The 21321-nt window shown below is 64.5% G+C and carries 19 protein-coding genes; 9 read left to right on the forward strand and 10 right to left on the reverse strand.

Translation table 11 applies throughout. The annotated features are described in order from the left end of the window. The first annotated feature begins 1 nt into the window (after position 1). The 3 genes from nusA to infB are packed head-to-tail and all read left to right on the forward strand — an operon-like array spanning position 2 to position 4768. Complete coding sequence (nusA, locus tag KTQ37_RS09965) at positions 2-1612, forward strand: transcription termination factor NusA (protein WP_218630364.1); 1611 nt, start codon at positions 2-4, stop codon at positions 1610-1612. Position 1613: 1 nt separating this feature from the next. After that, positions 1614-2243 carry an RNA-binding protein gene (locus KTQ37_RS09970; RefSeq protein WP_218630365.1) on the forward strand — a complete coding sequence of 210 codons (630 nt, stop codon included), beginning with the start codon at positions 1614-1616 and terminating at the stop codon, positions 2241-2243. After that, the gene (gene infB, locus KTQ37_RS09975) at positions 2240-4768 is read left to right on the forward strand and encodes a translation initiation factor IF-2 (protein ID WP_218630366.1); all 2529 of its coding nucleotides are present in this window, start codon (positions 2240-2242) and stop codon (positions 4766-4768) included. Before KTQ37_RS09970 ends, infB begins: the two co-directional genes overlap by 4 nt. 69 nt (positions 4769-4837) lie before the next feature. Here infB and KTQ37_RS16890 read toward each other — a convergent pair whose 3' ends face one another. The 4 genes from KTQ37_RS16890 to KTQ37_RS09990 form a co-directional block, all read right to left on the reverse strand. Continuing rightward, on the reverse strand, positions 4838-4969 hold the full coding sequence (locus tag KTQ37_RS16890; protein WP_260014899.1) for a hypothetical protein: 132 nt from the start codon (positions 4967-4969) through the stop codon (positions 4838-4840). Between the two features lie 88 nt (positions 4970-5057). Next, positions 5058-5450: a (deoxy)nucleoside triphosphate pyrophosphohydrolase gene (locus tag KTQ37_RS09980; RefSeq protein WP_263847872.1), complete on the reverse strand. Its 393-nt coding sequence runs from the start codon at positions 5448-5450 to the stop codon at positions 5058-5060. A gap of 50 nt (positions 5451-5500) precedes the next feature. After that, a complete protein-coding gene (argJ, locus tag KTQ37_RS09985; protein WP_218630368.1) occupies positions 5501-6901 on the reverse strand; it encodes a bifunctional glutamate N-acetyltransferase/amino-acid acetyltransferase ArgJ in 1401 nt (466 codons plus the stop codon). A gap of 19 nt (positions 6902-6920) precedes the next feature. Further along, positions 6921-7766, reverse strand: a complete 846-nt coding sequence (locus KTQ37_RS09990; protein ID WP_218630369.1) for a peptidylprolyl isomerase — start codon at positions 7764-7766, stop codon at positions 6921-6923. Positions 7767-7951: 185 nt separating this feature from the next. Between KTQ37_RS09990 and secA the strand changes: the two genes are divergently transcribed. After that, complete coding sequence (gene secA / locus KTQ37_RS09995) at positions 7952-10621, forward strand: preprotein translocase subunit SecA (protein ID WP_218630370.1); 2670 nt, start codon at positions 7952-7954, stop codon at positions 10619-10621. 198 nt (positions 10622-10819) lie between these two features. After that, positions 10820-11179, forward strand: a complete 360-nt coding sequence (locus KTQ37_RS10000) for a hypothetical protein (RefSeq protein ID WP_218630371.1) — start codon at positions 10820-10822, stop codon at positions 11177-11179. A 7-nt stretch (positions 11180-11186) separates the two neighbouring features. On the opposite strand, the gene radC is transcribed toward KTQ37_RS10000, so the two are convergent. The 3 genes from radC to dnaK all read right to left on the reverse strand — a co-directional run bounded on the left by radC (position 11187) and on the right by dnaK (position 15152). Further along, entirely contained in the window at positions 11187-11951 is a 765-nt protein-coding gene (radC, locus tag KTQ37_RS10005; RefSeq protein WP_218630372.1) for a RadC family protein, read from the reverse strand. Between the two features lie 70 nt (positions 11952-12021). After that, positions 12022-13173, reverse strand: coding sequence for a molecular chaperone DnaJ (gene dnaJ / locus KTQ37_RS10010; protein WP_218630373.1), 1152 nt, complete (start codon positions 13171-13173; stop codon positions 12022-12024). Positions 13174-13238: 65 nt separating this feature from the next. Beyond that, entirely contained in the window at positions 13239-15152 is a 1914-nt protein-coding gene (dnaK, locus tag KTQ37_RS10015; protein ID WP_218630374.1) for a molecular chaperone DnaK, read from the reverse strand. A 178-nt stretch (positions 15153-15330) separates the two neighbouring features. Between dnaK and KTQ37_RS10020 the strand changes: the two genes are divergently transcribed. After that, entirely contained in the window at positions 15331-15966 is a 636-nt protein-coding gene (locus tag KTQ37_RS10020) for an alpha-ketoglutarate-dependent dioxygenase AlkB family protein (RefSeq protein WP_218630375.1), read from the forward strand. Between the two features lie 60 nt (positions 15967-16026). Here the strand turns inward: KTQ37_RS10020 and KTQ37_RS10025 are convergent, their stop codons facing one another. After that, the gene (locus KTQ37_RS10025; protein WP_218630376.1) at positions 16027-17169 is read right to left on the reverse strand and encodes an alkane 1-monooxygenase; all 1143 of its coding nucleotides are present in this window, start codon (positions 17167-17169) and stop codon (positions 16027-16029) included. A 60-nt stretch (positions 17170-17229) separates the two neighbouring features. Next, on the reverse strand, positions 17230-18276 hold the full coding sequence (gene mutY / locus KTQ37_RS10030) for an A/G-specific adenine glycosylase (protein ID WP_218630377.1): 1047 nt from the start codon (positions 18274-18276) through the stop codon (positions 17230-17232). 83 nt (positions 18277-18359) lie between these two features. Between mutY and KTQ37_RS10035 the strand changes: the two genes are divergently transcribed. The 3 genes from KTQ37_RS10035 to KTQ37_RS10045 are packed head-to-tail and all read left to right on the forward strand — an operon-like array spanning position 18360 to position 20712. Further along, on the forward strand, positions 18360-18914 hold the full coding sequence (locus KTQ37_RS10035; protein WP_375546120.1) for a DUF721 domain-containing protein: 555 nt from the start codon (positions 18360-18362) through the stop codon (positions 18912-18914). Positions 18915-18917: 3 nt separating this feature from the next. After that, on the forward strand, positions 18918-19571 hold the full coding sequence (locus KTQ37_RS10040) for a DsbA family protein (protein WP_218630379.1): 654 nt from the start codon (positions 18918-18920) through the stop codon (positions 19569-19571). A gap of 1 nt (position 19572) precedes the next feature. Next, positions 19573-20712 (forward strand): CaiB/BaiF CoA transferase family protein, encoded by a 1140-nt coding sequence (locus KTQ37_RS10045; RefSeq protein WP_218630380.1) that lies wholly within the window; start codon positions 19573-19575, stop codon positions 20710-20712. A gap of 16 nt (positions 20713-20728) precedes the next feature. Here KTQ37_RS10045 and KTQ37_RS10050 read toward each other — a convergent pair whose 3' ends face one another. After that, positions 20729-21316, reverse strand: a complete 588-nt coding sequence (locus tag KTQ37_RS10050; protein WP_218630381.1) for a glutathione S-transferase family protein — start codon at positions 21314-21316, stop codon at positions 20729-20731. Positions 21317-21321: the final 5 nt, after the last annotated feature.

The raw sequence follows: 21321 nt of genomic DNA on the forward strand, positions 1-21321 counted from the left end.
GATGGCAATTACCTCTGCCAACCAACTGGAACTTCTGCAGACCGCCGAGGCCGTCGCGCGCGAGAAGATGATCGACCCGGATCTGGTGATCCAGGCGATGGAGGACAGCCTCGCTCGTGCCGCCAAGTCGCGCTATGGCGCCGAGATGGACATTCGCGTCCATATAGACCGCAAGTCGGGCCGCGCGACCTTCACGCGTGTGCGCACCGTGGTCGAGGACGAGGCGCTGGAGAACTACCAGGCAGAGCTGACCGTCGCGCAGGCCAAGCAGTATCTGGCCGATCCGAAAGTCGGCGACGAGGTCATCGACGAGGTTCCCCCGGTCGATCTGGGCCGCATTGCCGCGCAATCGGCCAAGCAGGTCATCTTGCAAAAGGTCCGTGAGGCCGAGCGTGACCGCCAGTTCGAGGAATTCCAGGACCGCAAGGGCACCATCATCAACGGCGTGGTCAAGCGCGAGGAATACGGCAATATCATCGTCGATATCGGCCGTGGCGAGGCCATCCTGCGCCGCAACGAGAAGATCGGCCGCGAATCCTATCGCCCGAACGACCGTATCCGCGCCTATGTTAAAGACGTGCGCCGCGAGACCCGTGGCCCGCAGATCTTCCTGTCGCGCACCGATCCGCAATTCATGGCGGAACTCTTCAAGATGGAAGTGCCGGAAATCTATGACGGCATCATCCAGATCAAGGCCGTTGCTCGCGATCCGGGCTCGCGCGCCAAGATCGCCGTGCTGAGCAATGACAACTCGATCGACCCGGTCGGCGCCTGCGTCGGTATGCGCGGCTCGCGCGTGCAGGCCGTGGTGGGCGAGCTTCAGGGCGAGAAGATCGACATCATCCCGTGGAACGAAGACACCGCGACCTTCCTGGTGAACGCGCTGCAACCGGCCGAGGTCTCGAAGGTCGTCTTTGACGAGGAAGCCGGCAAGATCGAGGTCGTGGTGCCGGACGAGCAGCTCTCGCTCGCCATCGGTCGTCGCGGTCAGAACGTGCGTCTGGCTTCGCAGCTGACGGGTCTCGACATCGACATCCTGACCGAGGCCGAGGAATCGGCGCGCCGTCAGGCCGAGTTCGCCGAGCGCACCAAGCTCTTCGTCGAGGCGCTGGACCTGGACGAATTCTTCGCGCAGCTGCTGGTGGCCGAAGGCTTCACCAACCTCGAGGAAGTGGCCTATGTCGACATCGACGAGCTGCTGGCGATCGAGGGTGTGGATGAAGGCACCGCCGAGGAGCTTCAGGCCCGCGCCCGCGACTTCATCGAAGAGCAGAACCGCAAGGCCATCGAAGCGGCCAAGGAACTGGGCGTCGAGCAGTCGCTGTTCGATTTCGAGGGCCTGACCCCGCAGATGATCGAGGCGCTGGCCAAGGACGGCATCAAGACGCTCGAAGACTTCGCGACCTGCGCCGACTGGGAACTGGCCGGTGGCTGGACCACGGTCGATGGCCAGCGCGTGAAGGACGAAGGTCTGCTTGAGAAGTTCGACGTGTCGCTGGAAGACGCGCAGGCCTTCATCATGACCGCACGCATCCAGCTGGGCTGGGTCGATCCGTCGGAACTGGCCACCGAGGCCGAGGAAGACGAGACCGAGGAAGAGATCGAGGAATAAGATGAGCCGAGGGGGCCGGGAAAAAACATCGGACGTGCCGGAGCGGCGCTGCATCGTCACGGGTGACGTGCAGCCCAAGGCCGGGCTGGTGCGTTTCGTGCTCGGCCCCGATGGCGTGATCTATCCCGACCTGGCGGAGAAGCTGCCGGGTCGGGGCATCTGGGTAACCGCAGAGCGTGAGGCCATCGACAAGGCCGCAGCCAAGGGGCTTTTTGCCCGCGCGGCCAAGGCGCCTGCGAAAGTACCCGAGAACCTCGCCGATATGGTCGAGGATGGCCTTGCACATCGCGTCGTGGAGCTTATCTCTCTGGTGCGCAAATCCGGCAGGGCTGTTGTAGGATTTGAGAAGGTGAAGGGCTGGCTGGCCGAAGGACGCGCTCGTGTCCTGTTTCAGGCCTCCGACGGATCGGACCGCGGAAAGGGCAAGCTTTGGACGCCCGAAGGCGGGCGCTGGTTCGGCTGCCTCACCAGTTCGGAATTGGGTTTGGCTTTCGGCCGCGATCATGCCATACACGGCGCGCTTGCGGCTGGCGGACTCACCCGACGTGTTATAGACGAAGCGGCAAGGCTTGCGGGAATGCGCAAGCAGGACGGCGGCAAACCCGCCCTGAAGGATACGAAGACGGCATGAGCGATACGGACGGAAAGAAACCCTTGGGTCTTGGCGGCGCGCGCCCCGGTCAGGTGAAGCAGAGCTTCTCCCATGGCCGCACGAAAAGCGTGGTGGTCGAGACCAAGCGCAAGAAGGTGGTCGTGCCGAAACCGGGCGCGTCCGGTTCCAAAGCATCGGGCTCGCCGGCGCTTGGTGATCCCTCGAGACGTCCTGCGGGGATCTCGGATGCCGAGATGGAGCGCCGTCTGAAGGCGCTTCAGGCGGCGAAAGCGCGCGAGGTCGAAGAGGCCGCCGCCCGTGCCGCCGATGAAAAGGCCCGCGAGGAAGAGCGCGAGCGTCGCCGCGCCGAGATCGAGGCCAAGGAACGCGAAGAGCGCGAGCGCGAAGAAGCGCTGCGCCTGAAGCAGGAAGAAGAGGAGCGCAAGGCCCGCGAGGCCGAACTGCGCGCCCAGAAGAAGGAAGAGGTCCGCAAGGCCCCGGCCAAGGCCGAGACCCCGGCCGATCCCGCCGCTGCCGAGGCCGCCGCCGCGCGCGCCGCGACCAAGGGCGTTTCGGCCACCGGTCCGCGCAAGACCGACCGCGACCGCGACGAGCGCAGCGCCACCCCCGACCGCGACAACCGTGGTGGCCGTGGCAAGGGCGACGAGGGCCGCCGCGCCGGCAAGCTCTCGCTGTCGGATGTCGATGGCGAAGGCGGGCGTCAGCGTTCGCTGGCCGCGATGAAGCGCAAGCAGGAGAAGGCGCGCCAGAAGGCCATGGGCTTCGGCCAGAAGGCCGAGAAGATGGTGCGCGAAGTTCAGCTGCCCGAAACCATCGTCGTGTCCGAGCTGGCCAACCGTATGGCCGAGCGCGCCGCCGATGTCGTCAAGGCGCTGATGAAGATGGGCATGATGGTTACCGCCAACCAGCCGATCGATGCCGATACCGCGGAACTGGTGATCGACGAGTTCGGCCACAAGGCCGTGCGCGTGTCGGATGCCGACGTGGAACAGGTGATCGACTCGGTCGAGGACAAGGCCGAAGACCTGACCTCGCGCCCGCCGATCATCACGATCATGGGTCACGTCGACCACGGCAAGACCTCGCTGCTCGACGCCATCCGCCAGACCAACGTGGTCTCGGGCGAGGCTGGCGGCATCACCCAGCACATCGGGGCCTATCAGGTCACGACCGAGTCGGGTGCCGTGCTGTCGTTCCTCGACACCCCCGGCCACGCGGCCTTCACCTCGATGCGTGCCCGTGGCGCGCAGGTGACCGACATCGTCGTTCTGGTCGTTGCGGCCGATGACGCGGTCATGCCGCAGACCATCGAGGCGATCAACCACGCGAAAGCGGCCGGTGTGCCGATGATCGTGGCGATCAACAAATGCGACAAGCCTGCTGCGAACCCGCAGAAGGTGCGCACCGACCTGCTGCAACACGAAGTCGTCGTCGAAGAGATGGGCGGTGAAGTGCAGACGGTCGAGGTTTCGGCCAAGACCCGCAAGGGTCTCGATACGCTGCTCGAAGCCATTGCGCTTCAGGCGGAGATCCTCGAACTCAAGGCCAACCCCAATCGCGCGGCGCAAGGCGCGGTGATCGAGGCCAAGCTCGACGTCGGCCGTGGCCCGGTTGCCACCGTTCTGGTGCAGCACGGCACGCTCAAGCGCGGCGATATCTTCGTCGTGGGCGAGCAGTGGGGCAAGGTGCGTGCGCTGATCAACGACAAGGGCGAGCGCGTCGACGAGGCTGGCCCGTCGGTTCCGGTCGAGGTTCTCGGCCTCAACGGCACGCCCGAGGCGGGCGACGTTCTCAACGTCGTCGAGACCGAGGCGCAGGCCCGCGAGATCGCCGATTACCGGATCCAGGCCGCCAAGGACAAGCGCGCCGCCGCCGGTGCCGCGACCACGCTGGAGCAGCTGATGGCCAAGGCCAAGGCTGATGAAAGCGTCGCCGAACTGCCGGTTCTGGTGAAAGCCGACGTGCAGGGTTCGGCCGAAGCGATCGTTCAGGCGCTCGAGAAGGTCGGCAACGAAGAGGTGCGCGTGCGCGTGCTGCATTCGGGCGTCGGCGCCATTACCGAAAGCGACATCGGCCTGGCCGAAGCTTCGGGTGCGCCGGTCATCGGCTTCAACGTCCGTGCGAACGCCCCGGCCCGTGCCTCGGCGAACCAGAAGGGCGTCGAGATCCGCTACTACTCGATCATCTACGATCTGGTGGACGACATCAAAGCCGCCGCTTCGGGTCTGCTCAAGAACGAAGTCCGCGAGCACTTCATCGGCTATGCCGCGATCAAGGAGGTCTTCAAGGTCTCGGGCGTCGGCAAGGTCGCAGGCTGTCTGGTCACCGAGGGTGTTGCCCGCCGTTCGGCCGGTGTGCGCCTGCTGCGCGACGACGTTGTGGTGCACGAGGGCACGCTCAAGACCCTCAAGCGCTTCAAGGACGAGGTCAAGGAAGTCACCTCCGGTCAGGAATGCGGCATGGCCTTCGAGAATTACGACGACATCCGCGCTGGCGATGTCATCGAGATCTTCGAGCGCGAAGAAGTCGAACGCAGCCTCTGAGGCAGTTGAATTTCGGAAACGAAAAAGGGGGGCTTTGCGGCCCCCCTTTTGCATTTCGGTTGTTTCTTGTCAGGATCTCGTCACGGCCCGACCCGCGTAAAGGCGACCGTCCACGCGGACGACGATCCTTTCGCTGTCGAGTTGCGCCACGAAGGTGCCCTGCACCGAGACACAGCTTCCCACCACGATGGTGCGCAGCATCAGTTCTCCTCCCAAATCCCCTCTGCTGGCTCGATAATCTCACAGCTCGCGCAAAGCGCAAAGCGAAACTATCGGGCGCGGCGCTGGCTTAAAGCCAGTCGCGCAGGATCGGGATCAGGGGCTCGTCCGCCGGGGGCATCGGGTAGCTGTGCAACTCGCGCGCACGCACCCAGGCCAGTTTCTGCCCCTCGCGCGGGGTGACGATGCCTTCCCATCGGCGGCACGCGAACAGCGGCATCAGCAGGTGGAAATCGTCATAGGCGTGGCTGGCGAAGGTCAGCGGCGCAAGGCAGCTGTGCCAGGTCTCGATGCCCAACTCCTCGTGCAGCTCGCGGATCAGCGCGGTCTCGGGGCTTTCGCCCTGTTCGACCTTGCCGCCCGGAAACTCCCACAGCCCGGCCAGCGATTTGCCCTCGGGGCGCTGCGCCAGAAGGATACGCCCGTCCGGGTCGATCAGCGCCACCGCAGAGACAAGGATCACGCGTGCGGGCGGAGGGGGCGGAGGCGCCCCCTCGGGTCCACAGCCACCGCTCACGAGCGATAGTCCGCGTTGATGTCGATGTAGCGATGGGTCAGATCGCAGGTCCAGACCGACTTCTTCGCCTTGCCAAGGCCCAGATCGACGCCGATCACCAGTTCCTGGCCCTTCATATAGGCGCTCGCGGCTTCTTCCGAGTAATCGGGCACGCGCCAGCCGTTCTCGGCAAGGACCATATCGCCAAAGCTGATGCGCAGCTTGTCGCGGTCGGCCTTGGCGCCGGACTTGCCGACAGCTGCGACCACACGGCCCCAGTTCGCGTCCTGCCCGGCGATCGCGGTCTTGACCAGCGGCGAGTTCGCCACCGCCATCGCGACCTTATGCGCATCCTCGGCGGTCTCGGCGCCGCTCACGCGGACCTCGACGAACTTGGTCGCGCCTTCGCCGTCCTTCACCACCTGATGCGCCAGATCCATCATCACGCCACGCAGCGCGGCCTCGAAATCACGCGCGGCTTTGGAGCGCAGATCGGTGATCTCGGCAGCGGTGGAGCGGCCCGTGGCCGCAAGGATCAGCGCGTCCGAGGTCGATGTGTCGCTATCCACCGTGATCGCGTTGAACGTGTCATCGGTATTGCGCGAGAGCATCTTTTGCAGGTTCTTGGTCGAGATCTTCGCATCGGTGAAGATATAGACCAGCATCGTCGCCATGTTGGGCGCGATCATCCCCGAACCCTTGGCGATGCCGGCGATCTTGATCGTGCCGCCCTCGCCCTCGATCTCGGCGGCCGAGCCCTTGGGGAAAGTGTCGGTCGTCATGATCGCGCGGGCCGCGGCCTCCATCCCTTTGGGGTCGAGGGTTGCCACCAGATCGCCCACCTTGGCGGTGATGCGGTCATAGGGCAGGGGCTCGCCGATCACGCCGGTCGAGGAGGAGAAAACGCGCGAGGCGGGCACACCGGTCGCCTGCGCGACGGCGGCGGTCACCGCATCCACGGCTTCCTGACCGAGCGCGCCGGTGAAGGCATTGGCATTGCCCGAGTTCACGATGATCGCGGCGCCCGCATCGGCGGCCACCTTCAGCTTGAGCTTCTCCTGGCAATCCAGAACACAGGCCGCGCGGGTCGAGGAGGTGGTGAACACCCCCGCGATCGCGGCACCCGGCGCCACGCGCGCCAGCATCACGTCGGTGCGGCCCGCGTAGCGCACGCCTGCGCCGATGGCGGCGAACTCGACGCCGTCGATCACCGGCAGCGCGGGGAACGCCGCAGGCGCCAGCGGCGAGACCGGGCTGGCCTTCTTGACCTTCGCCTCGACGACGGCCTTGGCCTCGGCAAGCTCCTTGCCGACCTCGGCCACGACCTCGCCCGCCGTGCCCTCAAGCTTGACACGCAGGTCTTTCACCTTGGCCTTGAGCTTGTCGATCTTGGCCTTGAGTTCGCTTTTCTTCGCCATCATGCCCTCCCGAGCCGGATCATTCGCCGAGGATCGCCGCGTCCTTCAGGAGCGCGGGGTCCACACCCTCGGTCATTTTCTCGACCTTCGCTTTTTCAACGGTTTCCGTCACGCGTTTTTCCACGGCGGCCTGGCGCAGATCGCCTTCCAGCTCGGCGCGGACCTCTTCCATCGTGGGGGCTTCGGCCAGACGGGTTTCCATCAGCTTGACGACATGCCAGCCGAACTCGGTCTGCACCGGGCCTTTGACCTCACCATCCTTCATCTCGGCCAGCGCGTCCGAGAAGGGCTTGACCATCGCCTCAAGCCCGAACCAGCCCAGATCGCCACCGTTGGGCGCCGCACCGTCGGTCGAGTATTGCTTGGCCGCCTCGCCGAAATCGAGCCCGTCCTCGATCTCTTTCTTGATCCGGGCGGCGTCCTCCTCGGTTTCCACGATGATATGCGCGGCGTTGTATTCGCGCGTGGGTTCCGCATTGGCGTATTTCGCCTCATAAGCCGCCTTGAGCGCGTCGTCCGTCACGGCGCCGCCCGCAGTGCGTTCCAAAACCGAATTGGCCAGATAGGCGCGGCGATCGACCTCAAGCGCGATCTCGTCGCGGTGCGTCATCATGTCCTGCCCGATTTCGGCCAGAGCGGTCTGCTGGATCAACTGCTCAAGGATGCCTTCGAACAGAACGTCATCGGGAAGCTGCTGATACTGCGGCGGCAGGCTTTCGCGCACGCTGGCCATGTGACCCAAGGTGATCTGGGTGCCGTTGACCGTGGCCACGACGGTGTCGGCCTTGACCTCTTCGGCCTGAACGGCGCCACCCATGGCCAAAATCACGGCAACAGACCCAAGATATTTCGCGAGTTTCGGCATCAAGGCCACTCCTGCAAGGGCCGCGGCACCCCGCGGCGTTGACACTCTGACGGCAGCCCCTTACATCGCCTAAGGTCCTGTGAAGGCAGCTTCGCCCCATTTTCGTTAGCCGTTCTAGGCGGCAAGCAGGGGCGCGACAAGGTCGCTTGTCACACGATTTGGTCAGATGAACCCGCGGAGAGAACATGCTGGGCCTTGGAACTATCGCAAAGAAGGTTTTCGGCACGCCGAATGACCGCAAGGTGAAATCGGTCCGTCCGCTTGTCGCCAAGATCAACGCGCTCGAACCCGAGTTCGAAAAGCTGACCGATGCCCAGATCATCGAGAAAACGCGCGAGCTTCAGACCCGTGCGCAGGGCGGCGAGGATCTCGACGCGCTGCTGCCCGAAGCCTTCGCCAACTGCCGCGAGGCCGCCAAGCGCGCGCTTGGCCTGCGCGCGTTCGACACCCAGCTGATGGGCGGCATCTTCCTGCATCAGGGCAACATCTCGGAAATGAAGACCGGCGAGGGCAAGACCCTTGTCGCAACCTTCCCGGCCTATCTGAACGCGCTGCCCGGCAAGGGCGTGCATGTCGTGACCGTCAACGACTATCTCGCCCGCCGCGACGCCGAATGGATGAGCAAGGTCTATGGCGCGCTTGGCCTGACCACCGGCGTTGTCGTGCCCTTCCAGCCCGATGACGAAAAGCGCGCGGCCTATCGCTGCGACGTGACCTATGCCACCAACAACGAACTGGGCTTCGACTACCTGCGCGACAACATGAAGGGCTCGGTCGAGGAAATGGCGCAGCGCGCCCATTTCTACGCGATCGTGGACGAGGTCGACTCGATCCTGGTCGATGAGGCGCGCACGCCGCTGATCATCTCGGGCCCCTCGCAGGACCGCTCGGAGCTGTACAACACGCTCGACAGGTTCATTCCCGAACTGACGGCCGAGCATTTCACCCTCGATGAGAAGGGCCGTAACGCGACCTATACCGAGGAAGGCAACGAGTATCTGGAGCGCCGCCTGCACGAGGCCGGCATCCTGCCCGAGGGCCAGTCGCTCTACGATCCCGAAAGCACGACCATCGTGCACCATGTCACCCAGGCCCTGCGCGCCCACAAGCTGTTCCACAAGGACCAGAACTACGTGGTCATGGGCACCGAGGTGATCCTGATCGACGAGCACACCGGCCGCGCGATGAAGGGCCGCCGCCTGTCGGACGGACTGCATCAGGCGATCGAGGCCAAGGAAGGCCTGCCCGTTCAACCCGAGAACGTGACGCTGGCCTCGGTGACCTTCCAGAACTACTTCCGCCTCTATGAAAAGCTTGCGGGCATGACCGGCACCGCCGCGACCGAGGCCGAGGAATTCGCTGAGATCTACAGTCTGGGTGTGGTCGAAGTACCCACCAACCGCCCGATTCAGCGTAAAGACGAACACGACCGCGTCTATCGCACCGCACGCGACAAATACGCCGCCGTGATCGAGGCGCTCAAGGAAGCCCATGCCAAGGGGCAGCCGGTGCTTCTGGGTACGACCTCGATCGAGAAATCCGAGATGATCTCGGAGATGCTCAAGGCCGAAGGCATCCCGCACAACGTCCTCAACGCCCGCCAGCACGAGCAGGAGGCCAAGATCGTGGCCGATGCCGGCCGTCTGGGCGCGGTGACCATCGCCACCAACATGGCCGGTCGCGGCACCGACATTCAGCTGGGCGGCAACGTCGAGATGAAGGTGCTCGAGGAACTGGCCGCGCACCCCGAGGCTAACCCCGAAGAGCTGCGTGCGCGCATCGAGGCAGAACATGCCGAAGAAAAGCAAAAGGTGCTTGAGGCGGGCGGGCTGTTCGTTCTGGCCACCGAGCGCCACGAAAGCCGCCGCATCGACAACCAGCTGCGCGGCCGCTCGGGCCGTCAGGGCGACCCGGGGCGTTCGCTCTTCTTCCTGTCGCTCGAAGATGACCTGATGCGCATCTTCGGCTCGGAAAAGCTCGAAGGCGTGCTGACCAAGCTGGGGATGAAGGAAGGCGAGGCGATCATCCACCCCTGGGTGAACAAGTCGCTGGAGCGCGCGCAGGCGAAGGTCGAGGGCCGTAACTTCGACATCCGCAAGCAGTTGCTGAAATTCGACGACGTGATGAACGACCAGCGCAAGGCGATCTTCAGCCAGCGCCGCGAGATCATGGAATCCGAGGATATCGGCGAGATCGCGCAGGATATGCGCCACCAGGTCGTCGAGGATCTCGTCGATCAATACGCCCCGCCCAAATCCTATGCAGATCAATGGGATGTCGAGGGGCTGACGCATGCGGTGCTCGACGGGCTGAACATGCAGCTTCCGATCGCCGAATGGGCCGCCGAGGAGGGCGTCGATCAGGACGTGCTGATCGAGCGTATCGAAGAGGCCAGTGACGCATTCATGGCGCAAAAGACCGAGACCTTCGGCGTCGAGACCATGCGCACGATCGAAAAGCAGATCCTGCTGCAAACCATCGACACCAAGTGGCGCGAGCATCTGGTGACGCTTGAGCATCTGCGTTCGGTCATCGGTTTCCGCGGCTATGCGCAGCGCGACCCGCTGTCGGAATACAAGACCGAAAGCTTCCAGCTTTTCGAGACGCTGCTGGACGGGCTGCGTTCCGAGGTGACCAAGCGCCTTGGCCAGATCCGCCCGCTGACCGAGGAAGAGCGCGCCGCGATGATGGCCCAAGCCATGCCGCAGCCCGAGCCCGAGGCACCCCCGGCCCCGGCCGCGAAACCCGGCTTCGACGAGAACGATCCAGCGACCTGGGGCGAGCCTTCGCGCAACGATCCCTGCCCCTGCGGCTCGGGCGAGAAGTTCAAGCACTGCCACGGCCGGATCGCTTGACGAAAATATGGCAAAGCTAAGGCGCTCGCCCCGTTCGGTGCGGGCGCTTTTCCATATATAGTTAACGGAACCCTGGCGGACCCTATATCTAGGGAGAATAGGGTTAATATTTGGTCACTATTGCCCCGCAATCGTCACGGCTTTGCCCGTTTTCAATCCTAGGGTGATTGAAGGGCCACGATTCGGCTGGGGAAAGCCATGCAGAAGCACAAGAACAAGCTGCACAATGCGCGCATTCTGATCGCGACCTTCATGCTGGCCGCCGCGACCGGCAACGTGATGGAAGATGCCGATACCGCGCAGCAGCGCCCGCATCTGCACAATGGTCAGCTTGTCTATGCCACCGAAATCCCGCAGGCACAGGCCGTTATCGCCCGCCCGCGCCTTGCCCTGACCGGCCAGACCATTGGCGGCGTCGCATCGCTGCCAGAGCTTGCGACCCGCGCGCTGACCGATGATATCAGTCTTGTCGCGCTCGAAGCCCCCGGCGAGCCGAAAGCCCCGCAGTTTGGCGGCTTTGGCGGCCCTGTGTCGATCCCCGCTCCGCTGAGCAACTGATCGCCCCCTAAAGATACCCTGACGACCGGAAGCTTAGCTCCGTGTCCTTGCCGATGATCAGGTGATCGTGCAGCACGATGCCCAATGCATCGGCGGCCATCCTGATGCGGTCCGTCATGGCAATATCGGCCTCGGAGGGCGTCGGATCACCCGAGGGGTGGTTATGCACCAGGATCAGCGCCGAGGCGTTCACTTCCAGCGCGCGCTTGACCACTTCGCGCGGGTAGACCGGCACATGGTCGACCGTGCCGCGCGCCTGCTCCTCATCCGCGATCAGGATGTTCTTGCGGTCGAGGTAAAGGACGCGAAACTGCTCGACCTCGCGATGCGCCATGGCGGTGTGGCAGTAATCCAGCAGCGCCTTCCACGATGACAGCACCGGCCGGTGGATGACCTTCGAACGCGCCAGCCGCTGCGCCGCCGCTTCGACGATCCTGAGCTCCTGCACCACCGCATCGCCCACCCCGGTCACCTCGCGCAGTCGCGCCTCGGGTGCCGAGAGCACGCGGCCGAAATCGCCGAAAGTGTCGATCAGCCGCCGCGCGAGCGGCTTTACGTCCTGTCGTGGGATGGCGCGGAACAGGATCAATTCCAGCAGTTCGTAATCGGGGAGGGCGGCGGCGCCACCCTCCATGAAGCGCGCCCGCAGCCGCTTGCGATGATCCCCGATGTAAGAGGGCAGCCGGCCATCGGGGAGCGCAACCGGCGCGGCCTCGTCGGGGTCACCGAAGAGCGGCAGGGGCATTTCGTGAAAGGCTGAGGGTGGCTTCATGCGGCGATTTTGCCGCAGGCTTGGTGAAGAAAGCGTTAAGAAAATGGAAAGGGCGCCCGAAGGCGCCCGTTCAACCTTTCATGCCGTCCCAGAAGCTTTTGACCTTCTTGAAGAAGCTCGCCCCTTCGGGGTTGTTCTCGGCCTCGATCTTCTCGAACTCGCGCAGCAGTTCCTTCTGGCGGGTGGTCAGGTTGACCGGGGTTTCCACCGCCAGTTCGATCACCATGTCGCCGACGCCACCGCCGCGCAACGCAGGCATGCCCTTGGCACGCAGGCGCATCTGGCGGCCCGATTGCGAGCCCTGCGGGATCTTCACGCGCGAACGCCCGCCGTCGATCGTGGGCACCTCGACCTCACCGCCAAGCGCGGCGGAGGCCATGCTGACCGGCACGCGGCAGAAAAGATGTACGCCCTCGCGCTGGAAGATCGCGTGCTCGCGCACTTCGATGAAGATGTAGAGATCGCCCGAGGGGCCGCCGCGCATTCCCGCCTCGCCCTCACCGGCCAGACGGATACGGGTGCCGGTCTCGACGCCCGCCGGAATGTTGACCGAGAGCGTACGCTCCTTCTCGACCCGGCCAGCGCCGTGGCAGGCGCGGCAGGGGTTCTTCACCACCTGGCCTTGGCCGCCACAGGTCGGGCAGGTCCGCTCGACCGTGAAGAAGCCGTTTTGCGCGCGCACCTTGCCCATGCCCGAGCAGGTCGGGCAGGTCTGCGGCTCGGCCCCGCCTTCGGCGCCGGTGCCATTGCACGACGAACACTGGGTCGAGCCGGGCACGGTGATGGTCTTCTGTGCGCCTTTGAACGCCTCTTCCAGCGTCACACGCATGTTGTAGCGCAGGTCCGAACCCCGCGCCGCGCGCGAACGCCCGCCGCCGGGGCCGCCGCGCCCACCCATGAAATCGCCGAACAGATCCTCGAACACATCTGAGAATGCCGAGCCGAAATCGCCCTGTGCAAACCCGCCGCGCGGCCCGCCGCCACCACCCATGCCGCCCTCGAAGGCCGCGTGACCGAAGCGGTCATAGGCCGCCTTCTTGTCGGCGTCCTTGAGCACGTCATAGGCCTCGTTCGCTTCCTTGAACTGGGCCTCGGCCTCGGGATTGTCCTGGTTGCGGTCGGGGTGAAGCTCTTTTGCCTTCTTGCGATAGGCCTTCTTGATCTCTTCGGCCGAGGCACCTTTGGCGATGCCCAGAACCTCGTAGAAATCACGCTTTGCCATTGCAGAATCCCCTTGGGGGAACAAGGGAACGGGCCCCGCAGGGCCCGTTCCTCAGGTTCCTGCGCTTACTTGCGCTTGTCTTCGCCCATGTCCTCGAAATCGGCATCGACGATGTCGTCGTCCACGCCGCGCGGGCCATCCTCGTCTGCATCGGTATTGCCGCCTTCGGCAGCCTGCGCCTTGTAGATCGCCTCGCCCAGTTTCATCGCGGCGTCGGTCAGGTTGCTGATGCCACCCTTAATCTTGCCGGCGTCGTCGGACTTGAGCGCCTCTTCCAGCGCGTTGGCAGCCAGTTCGATCGCCTCGACGGTCGAGCCATCCACCTTGTCGCCATGCTCTTCGAGCGACTTGCGGGTCGAGTGCAGCAGGCTTTCGGCCTGGTTCTTGGTCTCGACCAGTTCCTTGCGCTTCTTGTCGGCTTCGGCATTGGCCTCGGCGTCGCGCACCATCTTGTCGATGTCCTCATCCGACAGACCGCCCGAGGCCTGGATCGTGATGTTCTGCGACTTGCCGGTGCCCTTGTCCTTGGCCGAAACCGAGACGATGCCGTTGGCGTCGATGTCGAAGGTTACCTCGATCTGCGGCATGCCGCGCGGTGCGGGCGGAATGTCTTCAAGGTTGAACATGCCGAGGATCTTGTTGTCGGCTGCCATCTCGCGCTCGCCCTGGAACACGCGGATCGTCACCGCGTTCTGGTTGTCCTCGGCGGTCGAGAAGATCTGCGACTTCTTGGTCGGGATCGTGGTGTTGCGGTCGATCAGGCGGGTGAACACGCCACCGAGCGTTTCGATCCCGAGCGACAGCGGCGTCACGTCGAGCAGGACGACGTCTTTCACATCACCTTGCAGAACGCCGGCCTGGATCGCCGCGCCAAGCGCCACGACCTCGTCGGGGTTCACGCCCTTGTGGGGCTCCTTGCCGAAGAACTTGGTCACTTCCTCGACCACTTTCGGCATACGGGTCATACCGCCGACCAGAACGACTTCGTCGATCTCGTCCTTCGAGACGCCCGCATCCTTCAGCGCCGCCTGGCAGGGCTTGAGCGAGGCCTTGATCAGGTCGCCCACAAGGCTTTCCAGCTTGGCGCGGGTCAGCTTCATGACCATGTGCAGCGGCGTGCCGGTCGCGGCATCCATCGAGATGAACGGCTGGTTGATTTCGGTCTGCTGGCTCGACGAAAGCTCGATCTTGGCCTTTTCCGCCGCCTCTTTCAGGCGCTGGAGGGCCATCTTGTCCTTGGTCAGATCGGCGCCATGCTCCTTTTTGAACTCCTCGGCGAGGTAGTTCACGATGCGCATGTCAAAGTCTTCGCCACCCAGGAAGGTGTCGCCGTTGGTGGATTTCACCTCGAACAGGCCATCGTCGATCTCAAGGATGGTGATATCGAAGGTGCCGCCGCCAAGGTCATAAACCGCGATGGTTTTCGATTCTTTCTTGTCGAGACCATAGGCAAGCGCGGCCGCCGTCGGCTCGTTGATGATGCGCAGCACCTCAAGGCCCGCGATCTTGCCCGCATCCTTGGTGGCCTGACGCTGAGCGTCGTTGAAATAGGCCGGAACGGTGATGACGGCCTGCGTCACGGTCTCGCCTAGATAGCTCTCGGCGGTTTCCTTCATCTTCTGCAGGATGACGGCCGAGACCTGCGCGGGCGAGAATTTCTCACCCTTCACTTCGACCCAGGCGTCGCCATTGCCGCCATCGACGATCGAGTAGGGAACCAGCTTGCGGTCCTTCTCGACCTCGGCGTCGGTCACGCGGCGACCGATCAGGCGCTTGACGGCGAAAACGGTGTTGGTGGGGTTGGTGACAGCCTGACGCTTGGCGGGCTGGCCCACAAGGCGTTCGTTGTCGGTATAGGCGACGATCGAGGGCGTGGTGCGCGCCCCTTCCGAGTTCTCGATCACGCGGGGTTGCGAGCCGTCCATGATGGCGACGCAGCTGTTGGTCGTCCCAAGGTCGATCCCGATCACTTTGGCCATGTCTTTACCTCTTCTTTCGGCGATTTGGCGGGTTCGGGTCCCGTAAGGCCCCCGACCCCAATCCCAGGGTTTCGGTTCAAATGTCGGCGAACGGCGCATGTCCGTTTCCGGCTTCCCGGCGTATATAAGGAGGGTAAAAAGCCCCTGCAAGAACCGCGACCCGGGAAGATCGCAACAAATGAACGATTCCGCCGAAAGCGCGCCCAAACGCCCCGATCCGCAGGAAATCCGAGGATTTCAGCACTTTCCGGGCTGGCTGACAGCTCCAGAACAGCATGCGCTTGTCGCGCAGATCCGCGGGGTGGTTGCCGCTGCCCCGTTTTTCTCGCCGACGACGCCCTATGGCAAGCCGATGTCGGTGCGCATGACCTCGGCGGGCCGCTTTGGCTGGGTCTCCGATCGGCGCGGCTACCGCTATTCGGAAACCCACCCCTCGGGCACACCGTGGCCCGCGATTCCGCCCATGCTGACCACCATCTGGAACGCGGTCTGCGGCACCGATCGCCAACCCGAATGTTGCCTGATCAACTTCTACCCCGAAGGCGCGCGCATGGGCCTGCATCAGGACCGCGACGAGGCAGATTTCACCCAGCCGGTCGTCTCGGTCAGCCTGGGCGATGACGGTCTTTTCCGCATCGGCAACCAGACGCGCGGCGGTTCCACCCAAAGCCTCTGGCTGCGCTCGGGCGATGTGCTGGTTATGGGTGGGCCTGCGCGCCTCATTTACCACGGCATCGACCGCATCGCGCCGGGCACCTCGACTCTTCTGCCCAAAGGCGGACGTATCAACGTGACGATGCGGGTCGTCACCTGACCCCCTTTCAATGTGGCGCAAATATCCCGCGGGGGTCGGGGGGCGCGAAGCCCCCGGCGCTCAGACCGAGCCGCGCGGCATCGGGTTCGCACCCCTGTTGTAGGGCTTCCAATCCGCTACCTCCGGGTAATGCTGCCGTCGCCAGGCGCGTACACGGGGGTTCATGCGTCGCCGCCACAGTGGCGGAACCATCGCCATCAGTGCCATCAGCGGATAACCAAGCGGCAGCTGCGGCGCCTCGTTCTCGGCATAAGTCTGCAACAGCGGGAAGCGGCGATCAGGCTTGGTATGATGATCCGAATGGCGCTGAAGATTGATCAGGAGCCAATTCGTCGCCCGATGATCGGCGTTCCACGAATGATGCGGCCGCACCGGTTCATACCGCCCCTCGCCGCGATAGGCGCGGGTTAGCCCGTAATGCTCAACGTAATTCGTCAGCTCCAGCTGCCACACGGCGATGAACGCCTGATAGAGGAACAGCCCGAGCCCGATCCAGCCGCCGATCGCATATGCCAGCGCCAGCGCCGCCAGTTGAAGCGCGCCATAGCGCCAGAACGGATTGCTGCGGTGCCAGGAAAAACGCCCCGCTCGTGCCAGCCGCAGCATCTCGGCCCGCCAGGCCGATCCGGGGCAGGCGCGCAGCACGCGCAGGAAATAGCGATAGAAACCCTCATTATAGCGCGCGCTGACCGCATCGCGCGGCGTGCCGACCCAGAGGTGATGAACCTGCAAATGCTCGGATCGGAAATGTGAATAAAGCACCATCGCCAGCAGCAGATCCCCCAGCCAGCGCTCAAGCTGCGGCTTCTGGTGCATCAGCTCATGCGCATAGACAATCCCGATCGTCCCCGAGATCACACCCAGACCGAAGAACAGCCCCACCGTTTCGGAGGGGCTCAGATGATCGCTGCGGGTGACATACCAGATCGCGCCATAGATCACCGCGAACTGGATCGGGAACCAGATCAGCGTGATCAGCCGATACCAGAACAGATCTGCCTCGGGCGTCGAGACATCGGGCTGGTCCGTATTGCGGCCCAGAAGCTGGTCGAGCAGGCTCACCAGCCACCACGCATAGGCGGGCAGCAACAGCAGCGTCCAGCCGCCGAAACGCGCCTCGATCACCGCCAGAGGCACGGTGCCAAGCGACAGCCAGAAAGGCAGCGCGCGGATCGGTTTGCGGATTTCCTCGGGGCTCGACATCGGGGCCTCATGAATACGGGGCGATCATAGCGCGCGCGGCCTGCGCCGCAATCGTTGCCGTTACGGCGTCATGGCGCTTTGCGCCGCGTCCCAGACCTTGCGCATCAGCGTGGGCAGGTCTGCGGGCCGGAACGCCGCGCGGGGGGTGAACCCGTCACCTTCGGCACGCGCCACCATCACCCGCAGGCGCAGGTGGAAATGGGTAAAGGTGTGGCGCACCTCGGCGGGTGCTTCGCTCCATTCGGCGGCCAGCGGCGGGTTGGGGTTTGGCGCCTCGACCCAGTCCGAGCCGGGAAAACCGAGCGTGCCGCCCAGAAGCCCTTTGTCGGGACGCCGCTCCAGCAGCACTCCGCCCGAGGGATCGAGCGCGACATAGGCAAAGCCTGCGCGGGTGGGTTTCTCGGGTTTGGGGGCCTTGCGTGGCAGGGTCTCGGCGACGCCCTGCGCTGCCGCAGCGCAAAAGCCGCGCAACGGGCAGAGCGCGCAGACCGGCTTGCGCGGCGTGCAGATCGTGGCGCCCAAATCCATCATCGCCTGCGCATGATCGCCGGGCCGTTCGGTCGGGGTCAGCCGCGCGGCCAGCGCGGTCAGCTCGGGTTTGGCGACTGGCAGGGGCGTCTCGACCGCCCAGAGGCGCGCAACCACACGCTCGACATTGCCATCGACGACGGTCGCGGGCTCGTCATGGGCAATGGAGGCAATGGCGGCGGCGGTATAGGGACCGATCCCGGGCAGGGCGCGCAGCCCCTCGGCTGTGTCGGGGAAGCGCCCGCCGTGGTCCTGTACGACCGCGCGGGCGCATTTGAGCAGGTTGCGGGCCCGCGCGTAATAGCCGAGCCCCGCCCATTCGGCCATCACCTCGGCATCCTCGGCGGCGGCCAGATCCTCGACCCGTGGCCAGCGTTCGGTGAAGCGTCGGAAATAGTCGCGTACGGCGGCAACGGTGGTCTGTTGCAACATGACTTCTGAGAGCCACACGCGATAGGGATCGGGGCGCGCGCCCGCCGCGCGCTCGGCCGGGCCGACACGCCATGGCATCACGCGCGCCGCGCGGTCATACCACGCCAGCAGCGCCGCGCCGGCTGCGCTCTCGTCCTCGTCACGCAATCTTTATGCCTCCGCCTTGACCATTGTGCTGGCAAAGCCCCGCAGGGCGCATAAGATAACCGCGAAAATCGGGAATGACAGGGATGGCACCGAAAAAACCGCCGCAGATCAGCGACACGCCCGACCGCCGGATGCGCGGCTTCGAGCCCGCCGGGCGGCTTCTGCGCGAGCGGATTCGCGTGGCCGGTGAAAGCCGGGGGTTTGCGGTGTCGCGCCTTCTGACCCATTGGGCCGAAATCGTCGGCGAGGACATCGCCGCCCAGACCCGCCCGGTCAAGATCGGCTATGCCAAGGGCGGGTTCGGCGCCACGCTGAGCCTGCTGACCCTTGGCGCCTCGGCGCCCATGTTGCAGATGCAGCTGCCGCAGATCCGCGAGAAGGTGAACGCCTGTTACGGCTACAACGCGATCTCGCGCATCGTGCTGACCCAAACGGCCCCCATCGGCTTCGCCGAAGGGCAGGCGCAGTTCACCCCCGCGCCCAAGGCCGAGAAACCGCCGCCATCGCCCGAATTGCGCGCCCGCGCCCATGAAACCGCCGAGGGCTTTGGCGATCCCACATTGCGCGCCGCGCTTGAAAAGCTGGCGCAAAACGTCCTATCGAGGTCCGAGAGCCGGGCCAAACTGAAGAAAGGCTGACTGATGAACCGACGCACCCTCCTTCTGGGAATTTCCGGGGCCGCCGCGATCGCCGTGACCGGCGGCTGGATCGCAAGCCGCAATGCCGGCACCCAGACCTCCTTTGTGCTGCCCGCCGCGGCCGATGAGAGCGCCGAGATCCTGCCCGATATCCCGCTGGGGGATGCGAATGCGCCGATCACGCTGATCGAATACGCCTCGTATACCTGCCCGCATTGCGCGACGTTCCATGACACGGTCTTTGCGCAGCTCAAGAAGGATTACATTGACACCGGCAAGGTGAAGTTCATCCACCGCGAGGTCTATTTCGACAAATATGGCCTTTGGGCCGGGCTGATCGCGCAATGCGGTGGCGCGCCGAAATACCACGCCCTGTCGGGTATGATCTACGAGACGCAGAAGGACTGGATCGGCGACGGCAAGGACGCCACCATCGCGGACAACCTGCGCAAGATCGGTCTCAAGGCCGGGCTGAGCAAAGAACAGATCGACACCTGCATGGCCGATCAGGAGCGCGTGGGCGCGATGATCGCGACCTACCAGAAGAACGCGACGGCGGACGATATCAACTCGACCCCGACGCTGGTGATCGACGGCGTGAAGCACTCGAACATGAGCTACGAGGAGCTCAAGGCCATTCTGGACGCGAAGCTCTGAGATGACGCCACTTGCAGGTCTGAAAGTCGTCGAACTGGCGCGGATTCTGGCTGGCCCCTGGGCGGGCCAGATCCTCGCCGATCTGGGTGCGGATGTGATCAAGGTCGAGGCCCCCGAGGGCGACGATACCCGCCGCTGGGGCCCGCCCTTCATCGAGCATGAGGGCGAGAAGAGCGCGGCCTATTTCCACGGCGCGAACCGGGGAAAACGCTCGGTCACGGCGGATTTCCGCACCCCAGAGGGGCAGGAGTTCGTGCGCCGTCTGGTCGCTGATGCCGATGTGCTGATCGAGAATTTCAAGGTCGGTGGTCTGGCGAAATACGGGCTCGATTACGAGAGCCTGCGCAAGGTGAACCCGCGGCTGATCTATTGCTCGGTCACGGGCTTCGGTCAGGACGGGCCCTATGCACACCGGGCGGGCTACGATTACATCATCCAGGGCATGTCGGGCCTGATGAGCGTAACCGGCCCGGCGGATGGCGAGCCGCAAAAGGTGGGCGTGGCGGTGACCGATGTCTTCACCGGCGTCTATGCGGCGGTCGGCATTTTGGCGGCCTTGCATCAGCGCAACACCACCGGCGAGGGGCAGTTGGTCGATCTGTCGCTGCTGGACGTGGCGACCTCGATCATGGCCAATCAGGCGATGAACTTCCTGGCCACCGGCACCTCGCCCAAGCGGATGGGCAACGCGCATCCGAACCTGGTGCCCTACGCAGTCTTCCCGTGTTCGGACGGTTACGTGATCCTGGCGACGGGCAATGACGGGCAGTATCGCAAGCTCTGCGGCATTCTCGATCTCGAGGATCTGGCCGAGGCGCCACATTACCTGACCAACGCCGACCGCATCGCCAACCGCGAGGCGCTGACCGCGCTGATCTCGGAGCGCAGCCGCGGCTTTACCCGCGCCGATCTGCTGGCGGCCTGCGAGGCCAAGGGCGTTCCGGCCGGGCCGATCAACGAGATGGCGGATGTTTTCGCAGATCCGCAGATTGTCGCGCGCAAGATGCAGATCGCGCCCGAAGGCGTGCCCGGCGTACGCCTGCCGATCGCTTTCTCGGGGGCGGATCTGTCGGTTGCAAAACCCTCGCCGCGTCTTGGCCAGCATCAGGCCGAGGTCGAGGCGGAAATGAACGCAAAGTAAGGGGGCAACTGCCCCCTTACCGCACCAGCGCCTGCTTGTAGGCAGGGCGCGCGCGCATCCGGTCGAGATACTCGGTCAGGCGGTGCTCGACGATCGGGAACTTGGCGGCCAGGGCCCAGCTGAGGCAATGGCTCAGGATGATGTCGGGTACGGTCATCTCGTCGCCCATGACGAAATCCCCATCGCCCATGCGCTGCACCAGCACATGCTGCGAGCGTTCGAATTCCCACCGCAGGGTGTTCTTGATGCCCGAAAGGCGCAGCTCCTCGGGCAGGATAAAGCTGTGCCGCGCGGCCATCCACAGCGCCGCGTCGAATTCATCGAGCAGGAATTGCGTCAGGCTGTCTTGCCGCGCGCGGGCCAGAGTTCCCGCCGGATGGGTCATCGCGCCGTGGCGGTCGGCAAGGAACTGGATGATCGCGGTCGAGTCGGTCACCGGTGTGCCATCGACGATCAGCACCGGCACCTTGCCTGCCGGGTTGAAGGCCACGACCCCTTCAGAGCGCGGCGCTGCCTTCACATGTTCATAGCTTTGGCCAAGCTCTTCGAGCATCCAAAGCACCCGCAGCGCGCGCGAGGCGACAGGACCGATAACGGTATACATGGGCT

The sequence above is a fragment of the Sedimentimonas flavescens genome, assembly GCF_019264375.1.
GTDB classification, from domain to species: domain Bacteria; phylum Pseudomonadota; class Alphaproteobacteria; order Rhodobacterales; family Rhodobacteraceae; genus Rhodobacter; species Rhodobacter flavescens.

Bases quoted from the DNA above. Each gene is read 5' to 3' on its own strand.
- KTQ37_RS10035 (WP_375546120.1), top strand. From the start codon at position 18,360: ATGGCACCGAAAAAACCGCCGCAGATCAGCGACACGCCCGACCGCCGG.
- nusA (WP_218630364.1), top strand. From the start codon at position 2: ATGGCAATTACCTCTGCCAACCAACTGGAACTTCTGCAGACCGCCGAG.
- KTQ37_RS10000 (WP_218630371.1), top strand. From the start codon at position 10,820: ATGCAGAAGCACAAGAACAAGCTGCACAATGCGCGCATTCTGATCGCG.
- KTQ37_RS10040 (WP_218630379.1), top strand. From the start codon at position 18,918: ATGAACCGACGCACCCTCCTTCTGGGAATTTCCGGGGCCGCCGCGATC.
- KTQ37_RS10020 (WP_218630375.1), top strand. From the start codon at position 15,331: ATGAACGATTCCGCCGAAAGCGCGCCCAAACGCCCCGATCCGCAGGAA.
- KTQ37_RS10045 (WP_218630380.1), top strand. From the start codon at position 19,573: ATGACGCCACTTGCAGGTCTGAAAGTCGTCGAACTGGCGCGGATTCTG.
- KTQ37_RS10050 (WP_218630381.1), bottom strand. From the start codon at position 21,316: ATGTATACCGTTATCGGTCCTGTCGCCTCGCGCGCGCTGCGGGTGCTT.
- KTQ37_RS10025 (WP_218630376.1), bottom strand. From the start codon at position 17,169: ATGTCGAGCCCCGAGGAAATCCGCAAACCGATCCGCGCGCTGCCTTTC.
- argJ (WP_218630368.1), bottom strand. From the start codon at position 6,901: ATGGCGAAGAAAAGCGAACTCAAGGCCAAGATCGACAAGCTCAAGGCC.
- radC (WP_218630372.1), bottom strand. From the start codon at position 11,951: ATGAAGCCACCCTCAGCCTTTCACGAAATGCCCCTGCCGCTCTTCGGT.
- KTQ37_RS09970 (WP_218630365.1), top strand. From the start codon at position 1,614: ATGAGCCGAGGGGGCCGGGAAAAAACATCGGACGTGCCGGAGCGGCGC.
- dnaK (WP_218630374.1), bottom strand. From the start codon at position 15,152: ATGGCCAAAGTGATCGGGATCGACCTTGGGACGACCAACAGCTGCGTC.
- dnaJ (WP_218630373.1), bottom strand. From the start codon at position 13,173: ATGGCAAAGCGTGATTTCTACGAGGTTCTGGGCATCGCCAAAGGTGCC.
- KTQ37_RS09990 (WP_218630369.1), bottom strand. From the start codon at position 7,766: ATGCCGAAACTCGCGAAATATCTTGGGTCTGTTGCCGTGATTTTGGCC.
- KTQ37_RS16890 (WP_260014899.1), bottom strand. From the start codon at position 4,969: ATGCTGCGCACCATCGTGGTGGGAAGCTGTGTCTCGGTGCAGGGCACC.
- infB (WP_218630366.1), top strand. From the start codon at position 2,240: ATGAGCGATACGGACGGAAAGAAACCCTTGGGTCTTGGCGGCGCGCGC.
- secA (WP_218630370.1), top strand. From the start codon at position 7,952: ATGCTGGGCCTTGGAACTATCGCAAAGAAGGTTTTCGGCACGCCGAAT.